The sequence below is a fragment of the Arthrobacter ginkgonis genome (assembly GCF_039540195.1).
Taxonomy (GTDB): domain Bacteria; phylum Actinomycetota; class Actinomycetes; order Actinomycetales; family Micrococcaceae; genus Zafaria; species Zafaria ginkgonis.
In genome coordinates this window covers 131,633-151,208 of sequence record NZ_BAABEO010000024.1, presented here as the reverse complement: position 1 = coordinate 151,208, position 19,576 = coordinate 131,633, and the positions used below count along the sequence as shown (strand labels likewise).

The window sequence follows — 19,576 nt, the reverse complement described above, 5'->3', positions numbered from 1 at the left end:
ACCCGCCTTACGGTGTTTTCCATGAAGACCTCGATCGGTAATTGAGGCAGTGAAGCCTAGTTGTGGGCCACCACGGCGCTGACCTTGAGCACGGGCTCCCGAGTGATCCATGTACCGCGGAACCCTGCGGGAATGAGGGCGACCTGTCCGGGTCCGACGTCGTAGCGCGCCCCTTCCTCGTCCACCAGTTCGACGCGGCCCTGGAGGATGACCACGAGCTCGGCCATGGGGGGCGCATACGGCAGGTCGCCGCCGTCGTGCTTCCAGAACGAAACCCGCTGGATGGATCCGGCGGGCAGGTCCTCGCGGCCCAGAAGGCCGCGGACCCATCCGGCCGGCTCGCCCGCGGGGGCGAATTCGGACCAGTCGGCCGATCCGGCTTCCGCGGACGGGAAAACAAGGACTTCGGACTTGTGAATCTGCATCGGGCTCCTCCGCCGGTGTAGCTGTGGTTTGCACCACGCTAGAGGAGGAAGGGGCGGTCATTCTTGAGGATTCGCGCCAAGCACTTGTCCCTGAACGGCGATCGGCTCCTCGCCGCCCTTCCGCAGCTCCCGGGCGGCGGCACCGTAGCGTTCGCGGAAAAGCCGGCTGAAGTGCTGGGCCGAGGCGAAGCCGCATTCCGCGGCGATGCGCGCGATGGGTTCGTCCGTGTCCTGGATCCAGACCTTGGCACGCGCCAGGCGCTGCTCCCGCACCCAGGCCGCGAAGGATGTCCCGTTGGCCGCGAACGCCCGCTGGAGGCCGCGGACGGAGATGAAGTTGGCCCGCGCGACGTCCTCCTGGCGCAGCTCCGGATCGGAGAGATGGGCCAGCGCATACCGCTTCGCCCCGTCGAAGGCGTCGGCCTCTATGATCATGGGTCCCGCGGCGGCGGACCTCGCCAAGATCGCGTTCAACAGGCTTGCGATGCACTGCCCCCGATGACTTGCCTCCGCGGGACCGCACCCCTCCGCGGCGGAGAACTGGCTTTCGAGGAAGGCACGGGTGCCGGGCAGCGGGTCGATCGGGCGAACCAGCAGTCCCTCAATCTGCGTTTCGCCGAGGAAGACTTGGGAACGCGGAATCTGGATCACCAAGGAGACGTTCTGCTCCGCGAACAGAAGCTCGTAGGGATGCGTGACGTCATAGAGTGCCAGGGTTCCGGGAACGAGCTCGACCGAGCGGTCGCGCTGCCGCAGGGTCGACGTTCCTTCAAGCTGGAGGCTCGCCTTGTAGTAGTCAGCCGGGTGCAACCTGATGTCACGCTCCGTCCGCCGGGCTATATGCGCTCCGGCGGAGACAACCGACATTCCAATGGTGCCAAGCTGCAGGCGCGTGACGGTGCCCTCGAAGGACACGCCGGGACCGGCTTGCGTATGCACCAGAATGCTCATCGGCACGAAGGAACCCGCGATGATTCGCTGCCACGCCTCAAGATCAGGCGCCCGCTCGACCCTCAACATCCCGCTCCGATCAAAGCAGGGACCGGCGCACTCCCGGCCCCCTGGTCTTCTCCCGGGGAACAACATTCCCCCGCACAGAAAATACCCCCTCCGCAGCGGTTTCCGGTGTCGCTGCGGGGGCAGCCGGCAGGCCGGATCAGCCCACAGAGGTAGTCAGTACGGGCGTCTCGAGGCGGCGCCGACGGTATGCGCGGACCACGCCGTGGAGGCCCAAGGCGGCCCAAGCGAGGTTGGATGCGGCACTGGGCCACGCTCCGTAGAGGACGCAGGCGCTTCCTGCCATCAGTCCGCCGGCCATATTGAGCAAGGCATACAGGCGGGACTCCGATGTGAGACGACCTCTCCACAGCATGGCGTACGCCAAAAAAGTCCCGGCTGTTCCCAGCCAACCCAGAGCTGCGGCAAACATCGTCTCTCCCCCTCCTGCACGGACCTGTGGTTTCAGTAGCAATTATTGGCAACTCGAGCCTTTAGATCAATTGCATTCCACTGCAGACATGGTTTATAAAACCTAAACATGGAAATCGATCCGCGCCGACTGTGCATGCTTCTGGCCATTGCCCGCACCGGTGGGGTACTCGCCGCGGCCGACGAGCTGGGGATTACGCCTTCGGCCGTGTCCCAGCAGCTCAACAAATTGGAGGAGGAAACGGGGCACGCCTTGGTCGTGCGGACCCCGCGAGGCTCGCTGCTGACCCCCGCCGGCATGGCGATGGCGGAGGCCGCCGAGGAGATCGAGCGCGCCCTCAACGTTGCCCGAGGCCGCATGGAGGGCGGGGCGGAACTGGCGGGAGTCGTGCGGGTTGGCGGATTCACCAGCTTTCTGCGCACTGTGGTCATCCCCCGCCTGCCCGAATGGCGCGTCCAGTACCCGCAGCTGCAGATCCGCATCATCGAGGATGACCTCCCGGCGTTGATGCGGCTGCTCCGCCAGCGCGAGCTTGACGCCGTGGTGGTCGAACTCGACTCGATGACGGCCGCCCAGCGACAGCTTCCCGCCGGCATGTCCGAGGAGCCGCTCCTGGACGAGCCGTGGAAGCTGGTTGTTCCCTCCGGGGTCCTGCTTGCCACCGAGAACGTCGATCTTGCCCGGCTGCCCCTTCCGTGGCTGGGCGTCGAGCCCTCGGCCGCCAACGCCTCGGTGGTCGGCCGGCTTCGCCAGTCGACGGGCGCCCAGGTGGAGATCGTCCATCAGTACCAGGAGACGCTGACGGCCCTCGCGCTGGTGGCCGCGGGGGAAGGTGCGGCCGTCGTGCCCGCCCTGGCGTTGAGCGGCGTGGTCCAGGACGGCGTCGAGATCCTGGACGTCCCCGGACTGGGCACCCGGCGCATCGTCCTGCGGCGGTTCGACCGGCGAAGGCCCGTCAGCACGCCGGTGGACACCGTCGCCCGCCTTCTGCGCGAAGCGGTGGCGGCATTCGACACCCAGGCCGTGGCCCCGAGGCCCTGGCCCTAGGCGGACGTCGAGCGCAGGGCGCCGATGCTGGCGGCGATGACCAAGGCGATGGCGAGCATTTCCACGACCTCGATGCCTTGTCCAAGGATGACAAAGCCGGCTGCGGCGGCTGCCGCCGGTGCCAGGCACATCAGGATCGAGAACGTCGATTCCGGAAGCCGGCGCAGGGCCAACAGTTCCAGGGCATAGGGCACGGCCGAGGAAAGGACTGCCACGGCCGCCCCGAGGAGGAGGATGTCCGGCCGCAGCAGGGCGGTCCCTGCGGATGCCAGCCCCATCGGCAGCGACAGTATTGCGGCGAAGCCCATGGCGAGGGCGAGTCCGTCGAGTTTGGGGAAGTGCCTGCCGGCTTTGGCCGACAGGAGGATGTACCCGGCCCACATGGCGGCCGCGCCCAGCGCAAGGCCGACGCCGACGGGGTCCAGTCGGTCGATTCCCCCGTGTCCGAGCAGGGCAACCCCGGCGAAGGCCAGTCCCGCCCACAGCCAGCCCGACAGGCGCCTGCTCATCGCCACGGACAGCACCAGGGGTCCGAGCAGTTCCAGGGTGACCGCGGTGCCGAGGGGCAGGCGTTCCAGCGCCGCATAGAACAACATGTTCATCCCCGCGAGGACCGCGCCGAAGGCGCCGGCGACCGCCCAGTCCCTGCGCGCATGGCCGCGCAGGCGTGGACGGAGGACGGCGAGCAGAATGAGGGCGGAAAAGCCCAGGCGCAGGGCGGCCATGCCCAGCGGGCCGGTGGATGGGAACAGCAGCACCGCAACGGAGGCTCCGACCTCCTGGCACACCAGCCCGATCAGAACCATGCCGGCCGCGCCCAGTGCCGGCGATTGCCGCTGCCTTGTCAATACAGTCACGGTTCAACCGTAGGGATAGGGCCCATCGGGAGGGAAAGACCTTTTTCGCCCCGGTTATAACCTAGGAGCATGACCATTGATGCCCGGCACCTGCGCGTTTTCCTCGCCGTGGCGGCCGAGGGAAACTTCACCCGGGCGGCCGCTGCCCTCCATGTCAGCCAGCCGGCGCTTTCACGCACGCTGCGCCAGCTGGAGGAGCACCTGGGCCTGACGCTTCTTGACCGCTCCACCCACCATGTGGCGCTCACCCTGGAGGGCGAGCGGTACCAGCCCCGAGCCGCGGCGGCCATCGCGGCGCTGGACGCTGCCCTGGACCCGGACCAGACGGCATCGCGGCCGCTGCGCCTCGGCCACGCCTGGTCGGCCCTCGGCCGGCACACCGGGAAACTGATGCAGGAATGGCAGGCAGCCCACCCGGAGATCCCGCTGCTGCTGCGGCGCATCGACGACCGGCTGGCGGGACTGGCAACCGGACAGGCCGACGCCGCGGTTCTCAGGGGCGCGCCCGGGCGGGCGGGGGTTGAGACAGTGCGTCTGTTCACGGAGGAGCGCATCGCCGCACTGCCTGCGGCGCATCCCCTGGCCGGCCGCACGTCGCTCACGCTCTCCGACCTCGCCGACCAGACCATCGTGATCAACACCGTTTCCGGCACAACCACCTTGGCCCTCTGGCCGCCGGAGAGCCGGCCCCCACACACGGTAGAGGTCACCAATACCGATGACTGGATCTTGGCCGTCATCGCCGGTTCGGGCATCGGGATAACCGGCGCGTCCACCGCGGCCAGCTACGCCCCTGAAGGCCTCGTCTACAGGCCCTTGGCCGGCGCCCCGCCCGTGGACGTTTTCCTCGCCTGGACCGATCCTCCCGCGCACCCCGCAGTTCCCGACCTGGTCCGCATCGCATCAGCCTGCTTCCGCGCAGACAGCGCCTTGGCCTCGCCACCGGGCACCCCGGAGGCGACGGTCGCGGAATAAGGCGTGCCCCCGGTGGGGCTACTCCGTCCAAGTCGCGCTTGCCCCCGGGATCGACCTGGGCATCCGGAAAAAACCCGCCTGTCCGACGGCGGGTTTTTTCCGGATGCTCCGGCTCGGCTGCGGCGCTCGGTCAGACCAGGGCGGGAATGTCCTTCACGCCGTCCACGATGTGGCTGTGCGGGTGGCGTTCCAGTTCGGCGCGCCCGAGCTTGCCGGTGAGAACCCCGACGGCGATGACCCCGGCATTGGTGCCCGCCAGCAGGTCCACCACGGTGTCTCCGGCGTTCAGGACCTTCCGCACGTCGAACACCCCGGTGCGCTCCATGGCGCGGTGGATCATGAACGGGGCGGGGCGGCCGGCCGCGACCTCGTCGGAGGTGACGACGGCGTCGAGCAGTTCGCCCTCGCCGGTCCCCCACCCCAGCCCCTCAAGCAGGGGATCCGCGACGTCCCTCGAAAAACCGGTGGTCAAGGCAATCTTGATGCCGCGCGACTTCAGGTCGCGCAGGGCCTCCTCCACGCCGGGCAGGGCCGCGGGCGGGTTGGCGGCGTACGAGTCGGCGAGGATCAGGCGAAAACGGTCGAAGGTCCGGGCGACCAGGTCCGGTTCCGGAGTGCCGCCGCCGAGCCGGATCAGGGCGGCAATGGCCTCGACCTTGTCCGCTCCCATCCAGGCCTGCAGGTCCTCGGGCGCCACCTTCACGCCGGTCTCGCGGACGCTGCTCTCCAGCGCGGCGTAGACGTCGCCGTGCTCGTCGATCGTGGTTCCGGCCATGTCGAAGACCGCTAGTTCAATCATGGGGTTTCCTTACGGGGTTGGGATCCGCACCAGGCTGGCGCGGCTTTCGCTGGTGTTGTCGATGGTGAAGTTGGTCAGGGACGGCAGGTAGCAGTCCTCGGAGTACTCGATGGGCCGGCCGTCGGCCGAGGAGGTCAGCCGCCGTTCCCGCAGCAGGGGCGTGTTGGGGTCGACCTCCAGCAGCCGGGCGTCGTCCGGGCCGGCCGCGACGGCGTCGATGGTGCGACGGGCGCGGCTGAGGTCCACGCCGCGACTGCGCAGGTAGTTGAAGATGGAGCCGTTGTCCGCGTCGAAGTCGAAGAGCAGCCGGCCGGCCTCCATCACGAACGTGGTGCGTTCGATCATGGCCGGCACGCCGTCCAGGCTCCGGAGCCGGTATATCTCGACCACGGGCTCGCCCGCCTCCAGGCCCAGTTGCGCGGCCGCGACGGGGCCTGCGGGGCGGCGGGCGACCTCGTAGGTCCGCTGCCCGGGAGTCTTGCCGATGGAATGCGCCCATTCGGTAAAGGACATGAAGGTCGAGAACGACTGGGACTGCACCGCCGCGCGCACCATGGGCGGGCGGCCGCGACCGCCGGTCACGACGCCCTCGTTGCGCAGGGTGGCCAGCGCCTGGCGGACCGTTCCCCGCGACGTTCCGAACTCGCCGCACAGGGTGGCCTCGCTGGGCAGCTGGGACCCTTCGGGCCAGGCGCCGGTGGCGATCCGGTGGCGAAACTCTTCGCTCAGCCGCTCGTGCAGGGGTCGTCCGTCTCTGTTTTCCACAACCTGATCATACAAGTTGGGCTCGGACCATTCCCTGGGTTTTGAAGAGTCTTACGCAAACAGTGGGCAAACAAAGGGGATCAAAAGGGAAGATTTGGTTAACTTGTCCATACAAGTGGCGTTTTGGCTTGGACGTCGGCCCCGGGGCGTCCACCATCGAATACGTGAACACCGAAACCTTCCCCCAGACGACGTCCACCGATGTACTGATCGTCGGCGCCGGCATCATCGGCCTGGCCCACGCGGCACTGGCCGCGGACCGCGGCCTCACCGTCACCGTCATCGAGCGCGACCACCGCGCCGTCGGCGCCTCCATCCGCAACTTCGGCCACTGCTGCATCACCGCGCAGTCCGGCGAGCTGTACGAGCTGGCGCGCAACGGCCGCAAGCACTGGCTGGACTTCGCCAGCCGCGCCGGCTTCTGGGCCCGCGAGGCAGGGGCCCTGGTGGTGGCCCGCACCGCCACCGAACTGGCGGTGCTGCAGGAACTGTCCGGCCTGCGCGAACCCGGCGAGATCGTCCTGCTGACGGCAGCGGAGATCCGGGCACGGCTGGGGACCGCGAGCGCCAACGCGTCGGTGGCCGGCGGGGCCTGGCTGCGCGATGACCTCAGGGTGGACCCGCGCACCACCGTTGCCGAACTGGCGGGCTGGCTGTCCCGGCAGGCGGGGGTCACGGTTCGCTGGAACACCTCCGCGCTCGGGTTCGACGCCGGGACCTCCCGGAAGGCGGCCGTGCGGACCAGCCGCGGCACCATCGAGGCGGACCGGGTCTTCGTCTGCGTGGGGCACGACGTGGACTACCTGTTCCCGGACGTCGCCGCCGAGCACGGGATCCGCCGCTGTGCCCTGCAGATGGCCATGGCCGAACGCCCGGCCGGGCTGGACCTGGAAGAGGCCGTCCTGACCGCCACGTCCATGCTCCGCTACGACGCCTTCACCGAGGTGCCCTCCGCGCAGGCCCTGCGGGACGAGGTGGCCGCAACCGCGCCGGAACTGCTGGACATCGGCGCCAACGTCATGTTCACCCAACGCCCCGACGGCACCCTGCTGCTGGGCGACTCCCACGCCTACGACCTGACGCAGGACCCCTTCCTGGCCGAGTCGACCGGCGAGCGCCTGCTGGAGGAAATCCGCTCCGTGCTGGACGTGGAGGACCTCACCGTTACCCAGCGCTGGCAGGGGATCTACGCCTCCAGCGAGAAGGGGCCGCTGCTGGTCCGCGACGTGGCCCCCGGCGTCACCGCCGTCTCGGTGACCTCCGGCATCGGCATGACGGTGTCCTTCGGCTTGGCCGAACGCAACCTTGCCCATGACAACCGCGCCAATCACAACCGCGCAGCGCTGGCCTGACCCGTACCGCCTCCTTCCGAACCGCCTTCGCCTTACCGAACAGCGCACCCTTCCCACCCGCTCTCTTCCCACCTGCTCCCTTCAAAACAGAGGACGCTCCCATGCCCATGCCCATGCCCATGCCCATGCCCTCCAAGATGAGGCCGCTCGCCCTTCTGTCCCTCGCCGCCGCCGGCCTTGCCCTCTCCGCCTGCGCTGGTCCGGCCCCCGCGGCCCCCACCGCGGCCGCCTCCGCGACCTGCCCCGGCGGGGCCATCGAGTTCGGCATCGAACCCTACGAGGATCCGGCCAAGCTCGAACCGGCCTACCGCGTGCTGGCCGACGCGCTGTCCCAGGAACTGGACTGCCCGGTCAACGTCCAGGTCGTCGAGGACTACGCCGCCGAGGTCCTGGCCATGCGCAACGGCAAACTGCACCTGGGCCAGTTCGGGCCGCTGGGCTACGTCTTCGCCAGCGAAGAGGCCAACGCCGAACCGCTGGTCTCCTTCGCCACGGCCGAGGGACAGCTGAGCAGCTACACCGCCGGCATCTGGGTCCCGAAGGACTCCGACATCCGCTCGGTGGCGGACCTGCGGGACCGCGACCTGGCCCTGGGCGGCGTCGGATCCACCTCCGGGGACGTGCTGCCCCGCTACGCGCTGCGCGAGGCGGGCCTGCCGGAGGCGGACCTAAACGTGAACTACGCCGGCGGCCACCCCGAGGCCCTGCTGGCCCTGGTCAACGGCACCGTCGACGCGGCCCAGATCAACTCCCAGACCCTGGCCACCGCCACGGCTGCGGGAACGTTCGACGCCTCGCAGTTCCGCCAGGTCTGGGAGTCCGAGCCGATCCCGAACGATCCGATCACCGTCGCCGGCGACGCCGATCCGGAATTCAAGCGGGCCGTCAAGGAGGCGCTGCTGAACCTTCCGCCCGAAGCGATCGCGGAGGTCGGCGCGTTCCTCGACGTCACCCCTCCCGGCCCCTTGGCTGAAGTCGCCAAGGACACCTACCGTCCCCTTTTCGATCTGGCCTCCACCATGGGCCTGACCGAGGAGGACCTGTGACGGCGGCCCGCACCTCGCCGGACCGCGTAGACACCCAACCGGCGGACACCCGGCCAGCGGCGCCGGCGGACGGGCCGCTGCTGGAGGTCGCCGGGCTCACCAAGCGCTTCTCCGGGCGCACGGTGCTCGACGGCGTGGACTTCCGCGTCCACGCCGGGGAACTGGTCGCCTTCCTGGGCGCCAACGGGTCCGGGAAGTCCACCACCCTCAAGTGCGTCATGGGGCTGGCCGAGCCCGACGGCGGCAGCATCACCCTCGCGGGGGCGGACCTGGGTTCCCTGCGCGGCCGCAGCCTGGTCCGGGCCCGCAGCCAGGCCGCCATGGTCTTCCAGAAGATCCACCTGGTCCCCCGGCGCACCGCCCTGGAGAACGTGTGCGCCGGCGGCCTCGCCCGCCTGGGCCCCGCCAGGTCCCTGGCCCCGGCGCTCTTCCCCAGGGACCTGAAGGAGGAAGCCATGGCGGCGCTGGACCGCGTCGGCATGGCCGACCGCGCCCTTGAACGCGTCGGCCGGCTCTCCGGCGGCCAGCAGCAGCGCGTGGCCGTGGCCCGGGCCCTGTGCCAGCGCGCCCGCGTGGTCCTGGCCGACGAGCCGGTCTCCGCACTGGATCCCCATGCCGCCGAACAGGTCATGGGCCTGCTCGGCGAACTGGCCCACAACGAAAACCTGGCCGTCGCGGCCGTGCTGCACCAGCCGGACCTGGCCCTGCGCCACGCGGACCGGGCCATCGGCCTGCTCAACGGCCGCATCATCTTCAACGGCCCGGTCGGGGGCCTGACCACCGACCTGCAGGACACCCTCTACTCCCCCGATCGAGGCGACGCGTCATGAACACCGGCCTGAACACGCTTCCGGACCAGCCCACCGGACACCATCCCGCTGGACGCCATCCCACCGGGCAGCAGGTCCGCCGCCTGCCCGTCCCCGCCGACCCCGCCCGCACGCTGCGGCGCGGCTCCCTGGCCGGTGCCGCCGTCGTGCTGGTGGTGGTGCACGCGCTGGCCTTCGAAGGCACCGGCTTCCAGCCGGCGCTGCTGGCCGAGGGCGCCGAAGGGATGGCCAGGTTCATCGGCGACGCCTTCCCGCCGGACCTGGACTGGGAGGAGGTGCTCAAACCCAGCCTTGAGGCCACCCTCGTGACGTTGTGGATCGGCCTGCTGGGCACCACGGTGTCCATCCCCACGGCGCTGCTGCTCGCGGTCCTGGCCGCGAATACCACGACGCCGAACCGGCTCGTCTACCAGGCGGCGCGCGCGGTGCTGTCCTTCTTCCGCGCCGTGCCGGACATCGTATTCGCGCTGATCTTCGTGACCGCCGTGGGGCTGGGGCCCTTCGCCGGGGTGCTGGCGCTGATCTGCCACAACACCGGCGTCATGGGCAAGCTCTGGGCCGAGTCGATGGAAGAAATGGACCACGGCCCCCAGGAGGCGCTGCGGACCGCCGGAGCCAGCCGCCTGCAGCAGGTCGCCCACGCCACCCTCCCGATGGCCATCCCGCAGTTCGTGGGCCTGCTGCTGTACCGCTTCGACGTGAACGTGCGCTCCTCGCTGGTCCTTGGCCTGGTGGGAGCCGGCGGGATCGGCCTGCTCATCAACCAGTCCATCAAGTCCTTCCAGTTCGACGAGATGCTCACGCACATCATCGTGGTCCTGGTCCTGATCATCGTGGTCGACCAGGTCTCCGCCCTCATCCGCAGGCGGCTCGCGGTCTGACCAGGCGGCCAATGGTCCGACGGCGGGAGGGCACCCGGCGCCTTCCCGCCGTCGTGCCGTTGTGGCGCAAGGCGCCTACGGACTGGACCTACCCCCGCCTGGCCGCGGTCACCGGGCCGCCGGCTGGGCCTTTCCTTCCGGCGCGAGGAGGCGGTCGGCGTCGAGTTCCCAATCCTGGATGACGGCCGAGTCGCCGAAGCCGGACGGGTGGAAGGAATTTTTTACCGGCTGGCCGGCGGCGGCGCGGCGCGGCCAGTCCCGGTTCGACAGCGCGGCCTTGCCGAGGGAAACCAGGTCGCCGTGGCCGTTGGCTACGGCGTCGCCCGCCTCCTGGGGCGTGTCCAGCTTGCCGTTGGCGATGACCGGCACGGCCCCGGATTCCCTGGCCAGCTGGCCCAGCGAGCGCGGATCGTCGCCGAAAGCCGGCGCCGTGGCCACCCATTCGGTGGTGTGGATGTAGTCGATGCCCGTGGCGGCAAGGGTGGAGAAGATGGTCTTGGCCTCCTCAACCCCCTGCTCCCACTTGTGGTGGGGATCGCTGACCTTGCCTTGGGAAATCCGCACGCCCACGACGAAGTCGTCGCCGACGGCCTGGCGGACGTCGCGGCAGATCTCCTCGATGAGCCGGACGCGGTTCCGCGGCGATCCGCCGTACTGGTCGTCGCGGTCGTTGAGGTAATCGGTCAGGAACGCGTCCAGCAGGTAGCCGTTGGCGCCGTGGATCTCGACGCCGTCGAACCCGGCCTTGCGTGCGCGGACGGCGGCCAGGGCGAAGGAGCGCCGGACATCCGCGATCTCCTCGAGGGTCAGCGGCGTGGGCCGTGTGTAGGGTCCGACCCCTCCGTACATGCCCAGTTGCTCGCCGCGCGCGGCGATGTCCGAAGGGGCCTTGACGCCTCCGGCGTTCGGGTTGCCCTGGCTCTGGGGACCGGAGTGCTGCAGCTGGGCGATGATCTTCGCCCCGTGCCGGTGCACCGCACCGGTCGTCTCCCGCCAGGAGTCGATGTGCTCGTCGCGGGCCATGCCCGGCTGGTTGGAGTATGTCTGGCTGTGCTCCGAGTCGATGTACAGCCCTTCGCTGATGACCGCGCCGAAGCCTCCGGCGGCGTAGACCTCGTAGTAGCGGCGCATGCGCTCGGGGACGGTTCCGTCCGGGTTCGCGCTGACGCGGGTCATCGGGGCCACGAGCACCCGGTTGCGCAGCTGCAGGCTGCCGAGCGTGAAGGTTTCGAGCAGGGAACTGATGGTGTTGCTAGGCATTCGCCGATTCTCTTTCGTTGGGGTTGGGGGTTCAGGGGTAGTTTGCACGGCGGGCCCCGGTCGGGCGTGTGACCTAGGGCATCACGTCGCCGGAGTTGGGTCCCAGGGTCTGGCCGACGTAGAGGCTGCCGCCGATCTCGCTGGCAAGCAGGACGGCGGTCGGTGCCACCTCCTCGGGGATTCCGAAGCGCTTGAGGGGCAGTTCGTCGGCCTTCTGCCGTTTCCACCCCTCGCTCATCCGGTCGGTCAGGGGGGTGTGGATGGGGCCCGGCGCGATCGCGTTGACGAGCACGCCCTGCGGCGCGACTTCCAGGGCAAGTGCCTTGGTCAGGCCGATCACTCCCGCCTTCGAGGCGCAGTAGTGGGCAAGCCCGGGAGCGCCCTTGATGGCGAGCTGCGAAGCGATGTTGATCACCCGCCCCCGCTTGCGCCGGACCATGCGCGGGACGACTTCCTTGCAGACCAGGAAGGTGCCGGTCAGGTTGATCGAGATGATGCGCTCCCACTCGTCGATGCCGAGCTCGTCCCAGTACCGCTCGCTGGAGACTCCGGCGGCATTCACCAGGACATCGATGTGGCCGTACCGCTGCTCGGTCGCGTCGACGGCGCAACGGACCGAGTCCGAGTCGGTGACGTCGATGGGAACGGTGGTACCCGCGGCCTGGGCCAAAGCTTCGGCGCGGTCGGCGATGGTCACCAGGGCTCCCTCGGCCTCGAAGGCCGCGGCGATCGCCTGTCCGATTCCGCCGGCGCCGCCGATCACCAGCGCGGTTTGGTCCTGGAGCTGGCCGCTCATTTGGGCATCATGGCGGTCATGCCGCCATCCACGAGCAGGGACGTTCCGGTGATGAAGGAGGCCTCCTCCGAGGTCAGGAAGGCGATGGCGGCGGCCACGTCCTCCGCCCTGCCGGCCCGCTGCAGGGGCAGGTGGCGGCCCTGGTCCTCGATGCCTTGGCTCCCCAGGGAGTTCTCCCCGTCGCGTGCCTGGGGCGTGTCGATGGTGCCGGGGATGACGGTGTTGACCCTGATGCCGCGTGGTCCGAGTTCGACGGCGAGGCTCTTGACGAGGCCGATGATGCCGGCCTTGGCGGTCGCGTAGTGGGCGCGCTCGGCCCATCCGTAGACACCTCCGGCGATGGAGGAGATGGCGACCAGGGAGCCGCCGGTGCCGGACATGCGGGCCGCGGCCGAACGGAAAGTCCGCATGACTCCGGTGAGGTCCACGTCGAGCAGGTCGTTCCAGGCGCCGTCGTCGAGGGAGGCGATCGGAGCCCGGCGCAGCACGCCCGCGTTGGCCACGGCGATGTCCAGGCGTCCCCAGGCGTCGATCGCGCGGTCGGCGAAGGCCTCGACGTCGGCGGTTCTCCGGACGTCCACTTCGTGGGCGATGGCGGTGCCGCCGGCTTCCTTGACCGCCCGGACGGTGGCCTCCGGGTCGTGGGGGTCCCCCGCGTGGTAGCCGACGAGGACGCGCATGCCCCGGCTTCCGTAGCTGGCCGCCAGGCTTTGGCCGATGCCGCTGGCCGCGCCGGTGATGATGGCGACGCGTTCGGTGCTCATGCCACCACCTCGGCAACCTCGGGCTCGGAGGCGGGCTCGAGGCCGCGGAGTTCCTTGGCCGGCGTGCAGGCGAGCATCGCCACCCCGGAGAGGAACACGCCGACGACGCCGACCACGAACGCCGCGGTGATCCAGGAGACGCCGGAGGCGAGGAACACGGTGATGAGGACACCGGCGATGATGGAGCCGGGCTGGGCCATGGCGTTGAGGAAGCTCGTTCCGGTGGCGCGGCAGTCGGCGCCGTAGACCTCGCCCATGTAGAACATGAACGCGGAGAACGGACCGGCCATGAAGAACTGTCCGAGCGCGTAGAAGAGGATGACGGTCGGGACGTCGTGCGCCCAGAAGAGCATCGCGGTGTAGGCGAGGGCGGAGATCATGAAGCCCGCGGCAACGACGCCGCGCCGGCCGAAGCGCTGGCCGAGCCAGCCGAAGAAGAGGTAGCCCAGGAAGCCGCCGGCGCAGGCGGCCATGAAGACCAGCAGCGAGATGCCGTACGGCAGGCCCTTGCCGTCGGTGAGCAGGGTGGTGCCCAGGACGGTGAAGGTCGTGACCCCGAAGAAGTTGAGGATCCACACCAGAGACAGGAAGAACGTGTTCCGGCGGTAGCGGGAATTGAAGATGGTGCGCAGGGGCGCCGTCTCGTTCTGTTCCAGGCCGTAGCGGGCCAGGAGCTCATCGGCCTCGGCCTTCTGGCCGGCCTTCTTGAGCTTGCGGGCCTCGTTGAGGAGCAGGTACTGCGGGGTCTCCTTCAGGCTGCGGCGCATCCAGAGCAGGATGATGGCCGGCAGGGCCGCCAGGAGGAAGACGCCGCGCCAGCCGGCCACCGGAAGGAGCAGGGCGATGAAACCGGCCGCGAGGAGGGAGCCCACCGGCCATCCGCTCTGGACGATGCTGTAGATGAAGCCTCGGTTCTTCTTGATCTTCTCGTCCTCGGTGACCGCGTACACCTCGTTGAGGTAGGTGGTGTTGATGGACTGCTCGGCCATGCCCAGGCCGCTCACGGAACGGACGCCGACCAGGAAGGCGGGGTTCATGGTCATCGCGGACAGCGCCGATGCCACGGCGGTCCCTCCCACGGTGGCCATCATGCCCCGCCGCCGGCCGATGCGGTCCACGATCGGACCGATGGCGAGCACGATGATGCCGGTGCCGACCGCGATCGCCGTGTTGATCCCGGTAGCCTGCGCCTCCGACCACCCGAACTCGAGCCGGATCTCGGGCAGCAACGTGCCGAACATGATGAAGTCATAGACCGCGACGACCCATGCCAGAAAGGCGATGAGCGTGCCGAGACGCGTTTGCCGCTTCGACACGGTGAGCGAGAACTTCGGCTCAGCCTTCACGGGAGCCTCGTTGAGTTCTTTCACTGCTTCTCCTAGAAACCGGACAGGGCCGTCGTGCGATGGCCGTTCACGAAAGATTGGGAAGGGAGTGGAGCAACCGATTGCGTATGGCGAGTAGAGCGCCGAACGGTGTGATCCACCTCTCTTCGCAATCGGTTGCGTAAACTTTCGCATCATCATTGCTCTCAAGTCAACGGTGCGGCCAAATATTCCCGGCAATTAATGGTCTTCTTACATGTGGCGTCATCCGGTAACATTTACGCAATCGGTTGTTTTCATGAATGTAGCGGGACCGGATTTCCGGTTGGCTAGGATCGGTAGAGCCAATCGGGCCGTTTCCAGCGGCACGTGCCTACTCGTGGCGATGGGCCGCCGGAATTTCCCAGGCGGCCGGAAAGGTGTCGAATGATCAAGCGACAGCCAGTTACCCTCGCCGAGGTGGCGCAACGGGCAGGGGTCAACAAATCCACGGTTTCACGGGCGCTGACCAGCAATCCACAGCAGGTCGGCGCAGCAACAGTGGAGCGCATCCGGGCCATCGCAGCAGAGATGGGGTACCTGCCGGATTCGGCCGCCGCGACCCTCAGGTCGGGGAAAAGCCGGGTTATCGGGGTCTTGGTTCCGCGCGTGACCGACTACGTTCTGGCCTCCGTCTACGAGGGCGCCACCAAGACAGCGCGCCAGCACGGCTACACGACGATCGTCTCGAACACCGATGACGACCCGGCCGTGCGCGTGCAGCAGCTTGAGAGCCTCCTGGCGCGCCGCGTGGATGGACTCATCATCGGAGATGCGCGCCTCGATGGAGACGAGGTCGTGGCCACGCTGAAGCGGCGGCAGATCCCCTATGTCCTGGTCAACCGGCGCCTGCACGGCCACCCCAGCGTTACCACCGACGACCTCCGCGGCGGCGAACTGGCGGCCGAACATCTGTTGGGGCTTGGACACCGGGACGTCGGCATCCTCGCCGGGCCGGGCTACACGAGCACCGGCATCGAGCGATCACTGGGGTTTTCCCAGCACTACGCCCGGGCCGGCATCCGCCTGGACCCGAGCGTGCGGATCGAGTCGCAAAACGACGCCGAAGGCGGCTTCGCCGCTGCGCGCGAACTCCTGGCACGCCACCCGGAAGTCACCGGAATCTTCGCCACCAACGACTTCGCAGCCATCGGCGCCATGGGAGCGGCCCGTGAAGCGGGCCGAACCCCCGGCGTCGACCTGGCCGTGGTCGGCTACAACGACATCCCCCTGGCCCAATACCTCCCGCTGCCGCTGACCTCGGTCAGCTCTCCGATCTTCCGGATGGGCGAACGCGGCGCGGAGGTACTCCTGGACATCATCGCGGGCGGAGAACCGGTGGCCGAGCTGCTCGAGCCCCAGCTGAAGGCGCGTTTGTCGACCATGGCGAGGAACGACGCCTGGACGCCAAGCGACCCCGGGGATCCCTTGCGGTCGCAGGCAGCCCCAGCCTGAGGCACGCCGCCGGCACGGCCCACGAAGGCGACGATTCGCGGTTTTCCTGCCGGGCAAGGACGGCGCCGATTCCTGGCGGACCACAACGGCAACTGCCCCCGCCGGCCGGCGGGGGCAGTTGCCGTTGTGGTCTCAGGTCGCGGGGGCCAGGCCTTTGGAGGCCGACGTGCCGCTGCCAGGCCGGAGGCCCAGGGCCGATTCGATCCGGGCAAACCGTTCGAGCGCCGCTGCCGCCGGGAGTTCCGCGGGGACGAGTGAGAGCGCCAGGCGCGCCTTGAGGGAATCAAGCGCAGCAAGGTGGATGCCTGCCTTCAGGAGGTGGACCTCGGAGCCCTCGTACCCGTAGGTCTGCCGCAGCAGCGGGCCGCCATGGCACCGGCTCGTTACGACGACGGGAACCCGAGCGCAGGCCTCCACGAGCACACGCGTCGCATCCCTGTGCAGGTGCCCCCCACCCATCGCCTCCACCACGATGCCCTGAAACCGGTCCAGGATCGGGACCAGCCAGTCGAGGGTGTCCCCAAGGGCCGCCTTGATGAGCAGGACCTTCCGTTCGGGGGCGCTGGCCAGGTCCAAGCCCTCCGGCTTCGGCAGGGGCGTGCGGTACTCGACGAACCGCTCCTCCACCCAAAGGCCTTCCGGCCCCTGGGGGCCGGAGGCGAAGGAGTCCACACGCGTCGTATGGTCCTTGCGGACGAAGCGGGCCGGGTGGATTTCGTCGTTCATGACCACCACCCGCGTCGCGGCTTCGGCCTGGACCAGATAGCCGATGGCGGACGCCAAGTTGGCCTGGCCGTCGGCGCTCAGCTCGGACGGGCCCCGCATCGCCCCGGTGACGGCGATCGGAACGGCCGCCGAACAGCTGAGCTCCAGCAGGAAGCCGGTTTCCTCCATGGTGTCGGTCCCTTGGATCACAAGCGCCCCGGCAGACCCGGCACCGGCAGCCGTCTCGACCATCGCGGAAAGCGCGAGCACGTCCTCAATGGCCAGCCAGTTCGATGGCTTGGGGTCGAGTTCGTGGAATACGAAGTCGACCGCGGCGTCCCGTGCGAGCGTGCTGAGTACTTCCCGGCCGCTGAGCGTGGGGCCCACGGGGCCGCCGCCGGACTCGAGCGGCAGCGAGGTGATGGTCCCGCCGAGGGAAAATACGTCGATTCTGTGTCGTGTGCCAGAGTGCATTGGAGCTTCGTCCTCTTGGAAAAATGGGCGGGGCGTCCGGACCGCTCCGGACGCCCCAGGGGGCTAGCCGAGGTCGCGGTCGAAGGGGTACTTGGGATTGCTCTCGAAGGGGAACCGCTTGCGGAAGTCGCGGGCGATGTCGCGGCTCGGCTCGAAACTCACACCAGGCAGAGGAGCCATGTGCTTGATCAGACGCTCCAGCATCTTGAGCACATGCGGTCGGCCGGACACGTCCGGGTGAATGGTGAACGGGAACACGGCGTAGTCGTAGTTCTCATACACCCAATCGAACTGGTCGCGCCACATGTCCTCGATGTCGCGCGGGTTGGTGAAGCCGTAGCTGTTGGGGCTGTGCTTGTTGAACATCATGGGGGGCAGGTCATCAACCTCCCAGGTGCCGCCGAGCTCGACCAGGTCGATCTCACGCCCGCGCTCAAGCGGCTTCATCCAGGTTTCGGCCGGCTTCGAATAGTCGATCTTGGTCCAGGAATCCTCGACCCGCGCGTAGAAGGGCTGGAAGTCGTGCAGGCCTTGGGACTTGTCGTACTCGTATCCGGCTTCGATCAGCGTGGCCGCGGTCCGTGCGGACATCTCCCACCAGGGGGTGATGTAGCCGACCGGGCGTTCGCCGGTCATTTTCTCGAGGATCTCGGTGGAGCGGAAGATGACGTCGCGTTCCTGCTCGGCGCTCATTTCGACGGCGTTCTCGTGGGTGTAGCCGTGGCCGCCGATTTCGTGGCCGGCTTCGGCGATGCGCTCGACCATGTGGGGGAAGGTCTCTGCGCTGTGGCCGGGGATGAACCAGGTCATCTTGATGTCGTACTTCTTGAAGAGATTCAGCAGCCGGGGCACGCCGACCTCGCCGGCGAACATGCCGCGCTGGATGTCGTGCGGGGAGTCCTCGCCGCCGTAGGATCCGAGCCAACCGGCGACGGCGTCGATGTCGGAGCCGAAAGTGACCTTGATTTCCTTTGCCATTACTGGTTCTCCAGTTCTGAGTGCGGTTTGTGGGGATGGTGGAGGGAGTGCTTCGCTTCAGGCTCCTTGATGGAGTGCGCGGCGAAGACCAGCAGCCCCGAGGCCAAGCATCCCAGGACGCCGACCAGGGTGAAGCTGATGTTGATGTCCAGGCCGGCGGCGATCAACCCGGAGAGCAGGAAGCCTGCCAGGACCGCGCCGGGCTGGCTGACCGCCAGGATGAACGTTCCCCCGGTGGCGCGGCAGGCCGCGTCGTAGCATTCGGCGATGTAGAAGAACAGGGCAGCCGCCGGGCCCAGGAGGCAGAACAGACCCAGGGAATAGATGACCACCGTCATCGGAACGGGCATGTCGATGAGCAGCAGCGCGGCGAAGAGGCCCGAGGCGGCGATCCATCCCAGCCCGATCAGGTTGCGCCGGCCCCAGCGGTCGCCGGCCCATCCGAAGAACAGGTACCCGGCGGCGCCGACCAGGTTCGCGATCACCAGCAGCGGGGTGACGACGCTGAACTCGAGGCCCTTGGCGGACGTCAGGACGGTGGTCGCCAGGACGCTGAAGCTCTGGACGGCAAACCAGTTGAGGAAGAACGCGCCGCCCAGCACCAGGGTGTTGCGCAGCCGGCGGCCGGTGAAGATCGCCTTGAGCGGAGCGCCCACGGACGTGTCGATGCCAAACTGCCGCGCGAGGAGTTCGGCCTGCTCGGCCTGTCCGGCTTCCTTCAGCCGGCGGATCTCCTTGGTCGCCTCGAACTGGGGCGATTCCCGCAGAGAGCGCCGGATCCACAGGATCAGCAGACCCGGGATGGTGGCCAGCAGGAACGTCAACCGCCACTCGTTCGCCCCGAAGATGCCCGCGACGATGGACACGAAGGCGGAGGCGATCAGCGCGCCGACCGGCCACCCGGACTGGACGAAGGAGTAGAAGAAGCCCTTGTTGCGGCGGGCCTTCTCGTCCTCGGTCAGCTCATAGACCTCGTTGAGGTAGGTGGCGTTGACCGACTGCTCCGCCAAGCCCAGGCCGCTGATCGAGCGGATGCCCACCATGGCGGCGATGTTGGTCGCCAACGCGGTGAGCCCGGAGGAAACCGCGGTGCCGGCCACGGTCAGCATCATGCCGCGGCGCCGTCCGAACCGGTCCACCAGGGGACCGAGCACGAAGACCACGATGGCCCCGCCCAGGGTGGTGAGCGTGTGGACGAACAGCGCCTGGCTTTCGCTCCATCCAAAGTCCTCCTTGATGACCGGAAGGAGCGTGCCGAACATGATGAAGTCATAGACCGCGACCGCCCACGCGAAGAACGCGATGACCGTGGCGATGCGGGTTTCCCTGACGGTGAAACGCCGGGGTGCGGGCAATGGGTTGTTCACTGGAATC

At 68.5% G+C, this 19,576-nt stretch carries 20 protein-coding genes; 7 read left to right on the top strand and 13 right to left on the bottom strand.

Going from position 1 to position 19,576, the window contains the following annotated elements; all coding sequences use genetic code 11:
* Positions 1-56 precede the first annotated feature (56 nt).
* The 3 genes from ABD912_RS18490 to ABD912_RS23600 form a co-directional block, all read right to left on the bottom strand.
* Complete coding sequence (locus ABD912_RS18490; RefSeq protein ID WP_345153164.1) at positions 57-425, bottom strand: cupin domain-containing protein; 369 nt, start codon at positions 423-425, stop codon at positions 57-59.
* Positions 426-482: 57 nt separating this feature from the next.
* The gene (locus tag ABD912_RS18485) at positions 483-1,445 is read right to left on the bottom strand and encodes a helix-turn-helix domain-containing protein (protein ID WP_345153162.1); all 963 of its coding nucleotides are present in this window, start codon (positions 1,443-1,445) and stop codon (positions 483-485) included.
* A 136-nt stretch (positions 1,446-1,581) separates the two neighbouring features.
* Entirely contained in the window at positions 1,582-1,854 is a 273-nt protein-coding gene (locus tag ABD912_RS23600) for a CBU_0592 family membrane protein (protein WP_425548106.1), read from the bottom strand.
* 108 nt (positions 1,855-1,962) lie between these two features.
* On the opposite strand from ABD912_RS23600, the gene ABD912_RS18480 reads away from it, so the two are divergent.
* Positions 1,963-2,901, top strand: coding sequence for a LysR family transcriptional regulator (locus tag ABD912_RS18480; protein WP_345153160.1), 939 nt, complete (start codon positions 1,963-1,965; stop codon positions 2,899-2,901).
* Here the strand turns inward: ABD912_RS18480 and ABD912_RS18475 are convergent.
* Positions 2,898-3,707, bottom strand: a complete 810-nt coding sequence (locus ABD912_RS18475) for an EamA family transporter (RefSeq protein WP_345153187.1) — start codon at positions 3,705-3,707, stop codon at positions 2,898-2,900. The two genes, ABD912_RS18480 and ABD912_RS18475, sit on opposite strands and share 4 nt — an antisense overlap.
* Positions 3,708-3,827: 120 nt before the next feature.
* Between ABD912_RS18475 and ABD912_RS18470 the strand changes: the two genes are divergently transcribed.
* Positions 3,828-4,733: a LysR family transcriptional regulator gene (locus ABD912_RS18470; RefSeq protein WP_345153158.1), complete on the top strand. Its 906-nt coding sequence runs from the start codon at positions 3,828-3,830 to the stop codon at positions 4,731-4,733.
* A gap of 130 nt (positions 4,734-4,863) precedes the next feature.
* Here the strand turns inward: ABD912_RS18470 and ABD912_RS18465 are convergent, their stop codons facing one another.
* Complete coding sequence (locus tag ABD912_RS18465) at positions 4,864-5,532, bottom strand: phosphonatase-like hydrolase (protein ID WP_345153156.1); 669 nt, start codon at positions 5,530-5,532, stop codon at positions 4,864-4,866.
* 9 nt (positions 5,533-5,541) lie between these two features.
* The gene (locus ABD912_RS18460; RefSeq protein WP_345153153.1) at positions 5,542-6,297 is read right to left on the bottom strand and encodes a GntR family transcriptional regulator; all 756 of its coding nucleotides are present in this window, start codon (positions 6,295-6,297) and stop codon (positions 5,542-5,544) included.
* Between the two features lie 164 nt (positions 6,298-6,461).
* Here ABD912_RS18460 and ABD912_RS18455 point away from each other — a divergent pair, with 164 nt between their 5' ends.
* From ABD912_RS18455 to phnE, 4 genes are all read left to right on the top strand, one after another.
* Entirely contained in the window at positions 6,462-7,649 is a 1,188-nt protein-coding gene (locus ABD912_RS18455; RefSeq protein ID WP_345153151.1) for a TIGR03364 family FAD-dependent oxidoreductase, read from the top strand.
* 101 nt (positions 7,650-7,750) lie between these two features.
* Entirely contained in the window at positions 7,751-8,695 is a 945-nt protein-coding gene (locus tag ABD912_RS18450) for a phosphate/phosphite/phosphonate ABC transporter substrate-binding protein (RefSeq protein ID WP_345153149.1), read from the top strand.
* Entirely contained in the window at positions 8,692-9,525 is an 834-nt protein-coding gene (locus ABD912_RS18445) for a phosphonate ABC transporter ATP-binding protein (RefSeq protein WP_345153147.1), read from the top strand. Before ABD912_RS18450 ends, ABD912_RS18445 begins: the two co-directional genes overlap by 4 nt.
* Positions 9,522-10,406, top strand: a complete 885-nt coding sequence (gene phnE, locus ABD912_RS18440) for a phosphonate ABC transporter, permease protein PhnE (RefSeq protein ID WP_345153143.1) — start codon at positions 9,522-9,524, stop codon at positions 10,404-10,406. The genes ABD912_RS18445 and phnE overlap by 4 nt, the downstream gene beginning before the upstream one ends.
* Positions 10,407-10,514: 108 nt before the next feature.
* Here the strand turns inward: phnE and ABD912_RS18435 are convergent, their stop codons facing one another.
* The 4 genes from ABD912_RS18435 to ABD912_RS18420 form a co-directional block, all read right to left on the bottom strand.
* A complete protein-coding gene (locus ABD912_RS18435) occupies positions 10,515-11,666 on the bottom strand; it encodes an NADH:flavin oxidoreductase (protein WP_345153140.1) in 1,152 nt (383 codons plus the stop codon).
* A gap of 73 nt (positions 11,667-11,739) precedes the next feature.
* Positions 11,740-12,462 carry an SDR family NAD(P)-dependent oxidoreductase gene (locus ABD912_RS18430; protein WP_345153137.1) on the bottom strand — a complete coding sequence of 241 codons (723 nt, stop codon included), beginning with the start codon at positions 12,460-12,462 and terminating at the stop codon, positions 11,740-11,742.
* Positions 12,459-13,226, bottom strand: coding sequence for an SDR family NAD(P)-dependent oxidoreductase (locus ABD912_RS18425; RefSeq protein ID WP_345153134.1), 768 nt, complete (start codon positions 13,224-13,226; stop codon positions 12,459-12,461). The genes ABD912_RS18430 and ABD912_RS18425 overlap by 4 nt, the downstream gene beginning before the upstream one ends.
* Positions 13,223-14,596 (bottom strand): MFS transporter, encoded by a 1,374-nt coding sequence (locus ABD912_RS18420; RefSeq protein WP_345153132.1) that lies wholly within the window; start codon positions 14,594-14,596, stop codon positions 13,223-13,225. Before ABD912_RS18420 ends, ABD912_RS18425 begins: the two co-directional genes overlap by 4 nt.
* A 381-nt stretch (positions 14,597-14,977) precedes the next feature.
* Between ABD912_RS18420 and ABD912_RS18415 the strand changes: the two genes are divergently transcribed.
* Entirely contained in the window at positions 14,978-16,045 is a 1,068-nt protein-coding gene (locus ABD912_RS18415; RefSeq protein ID WP_345153130.1) for a LacI family DNA-binding transcriptional regulator, read from the top strand.
* A gap of 132 nt (positions 16,046-16,177) precedes the next feature.
* Here ABD912_RS18415 and ABD912_RS18410 read toward each other — a convergent pair whose 3' ends face one another.
* From ABD912_RS18410 to ABD912_RS18400, 3 genes are all read right to left on the bottom strand, one after another.
* Positions 16,178-17,224: an asparaginase gene (locus ABD912_RS18410; protein ID WP_345153128.1), complete on the bottom strand. Its 1,047-nt coding sequence runs from the start codon at positions 17,222-17,224 to the stop codon at positions 16,178-16,180.
* Between the two features lie 63 nt (positions 17,225-17,287).
* Positions 17,288-18,202: a polysaccharide deacetylase family protein gene (locus tag ABD912_RS18405; RefSeq protein ID WP_345153126.1), complete on the bottom strand. Its 915-nt coding sequence runs from the start codon at positions 18,200-18,202 to the stop codon at positions 17,288-17,290.
* Positions 18,202-19,569 carry an MFS transporter gene (locus ABD912_RS18400; RefSeq protein WP_345153124.1) on the bottom strand — a complete coding sequence of 456 codons (1,368 nt, stop codon included), beginning with the start codon at positions 19,567-19,569 and terminating at the stop codon, positions 18,202-18,204. The genes ABD912_RS18405 and ABD912_RS18400 overlap by 1 nt, the downstream gene beginning before the upstream one ends.
* Positions 19,570-19,576 lie beyond the last annotated feature (7 nt).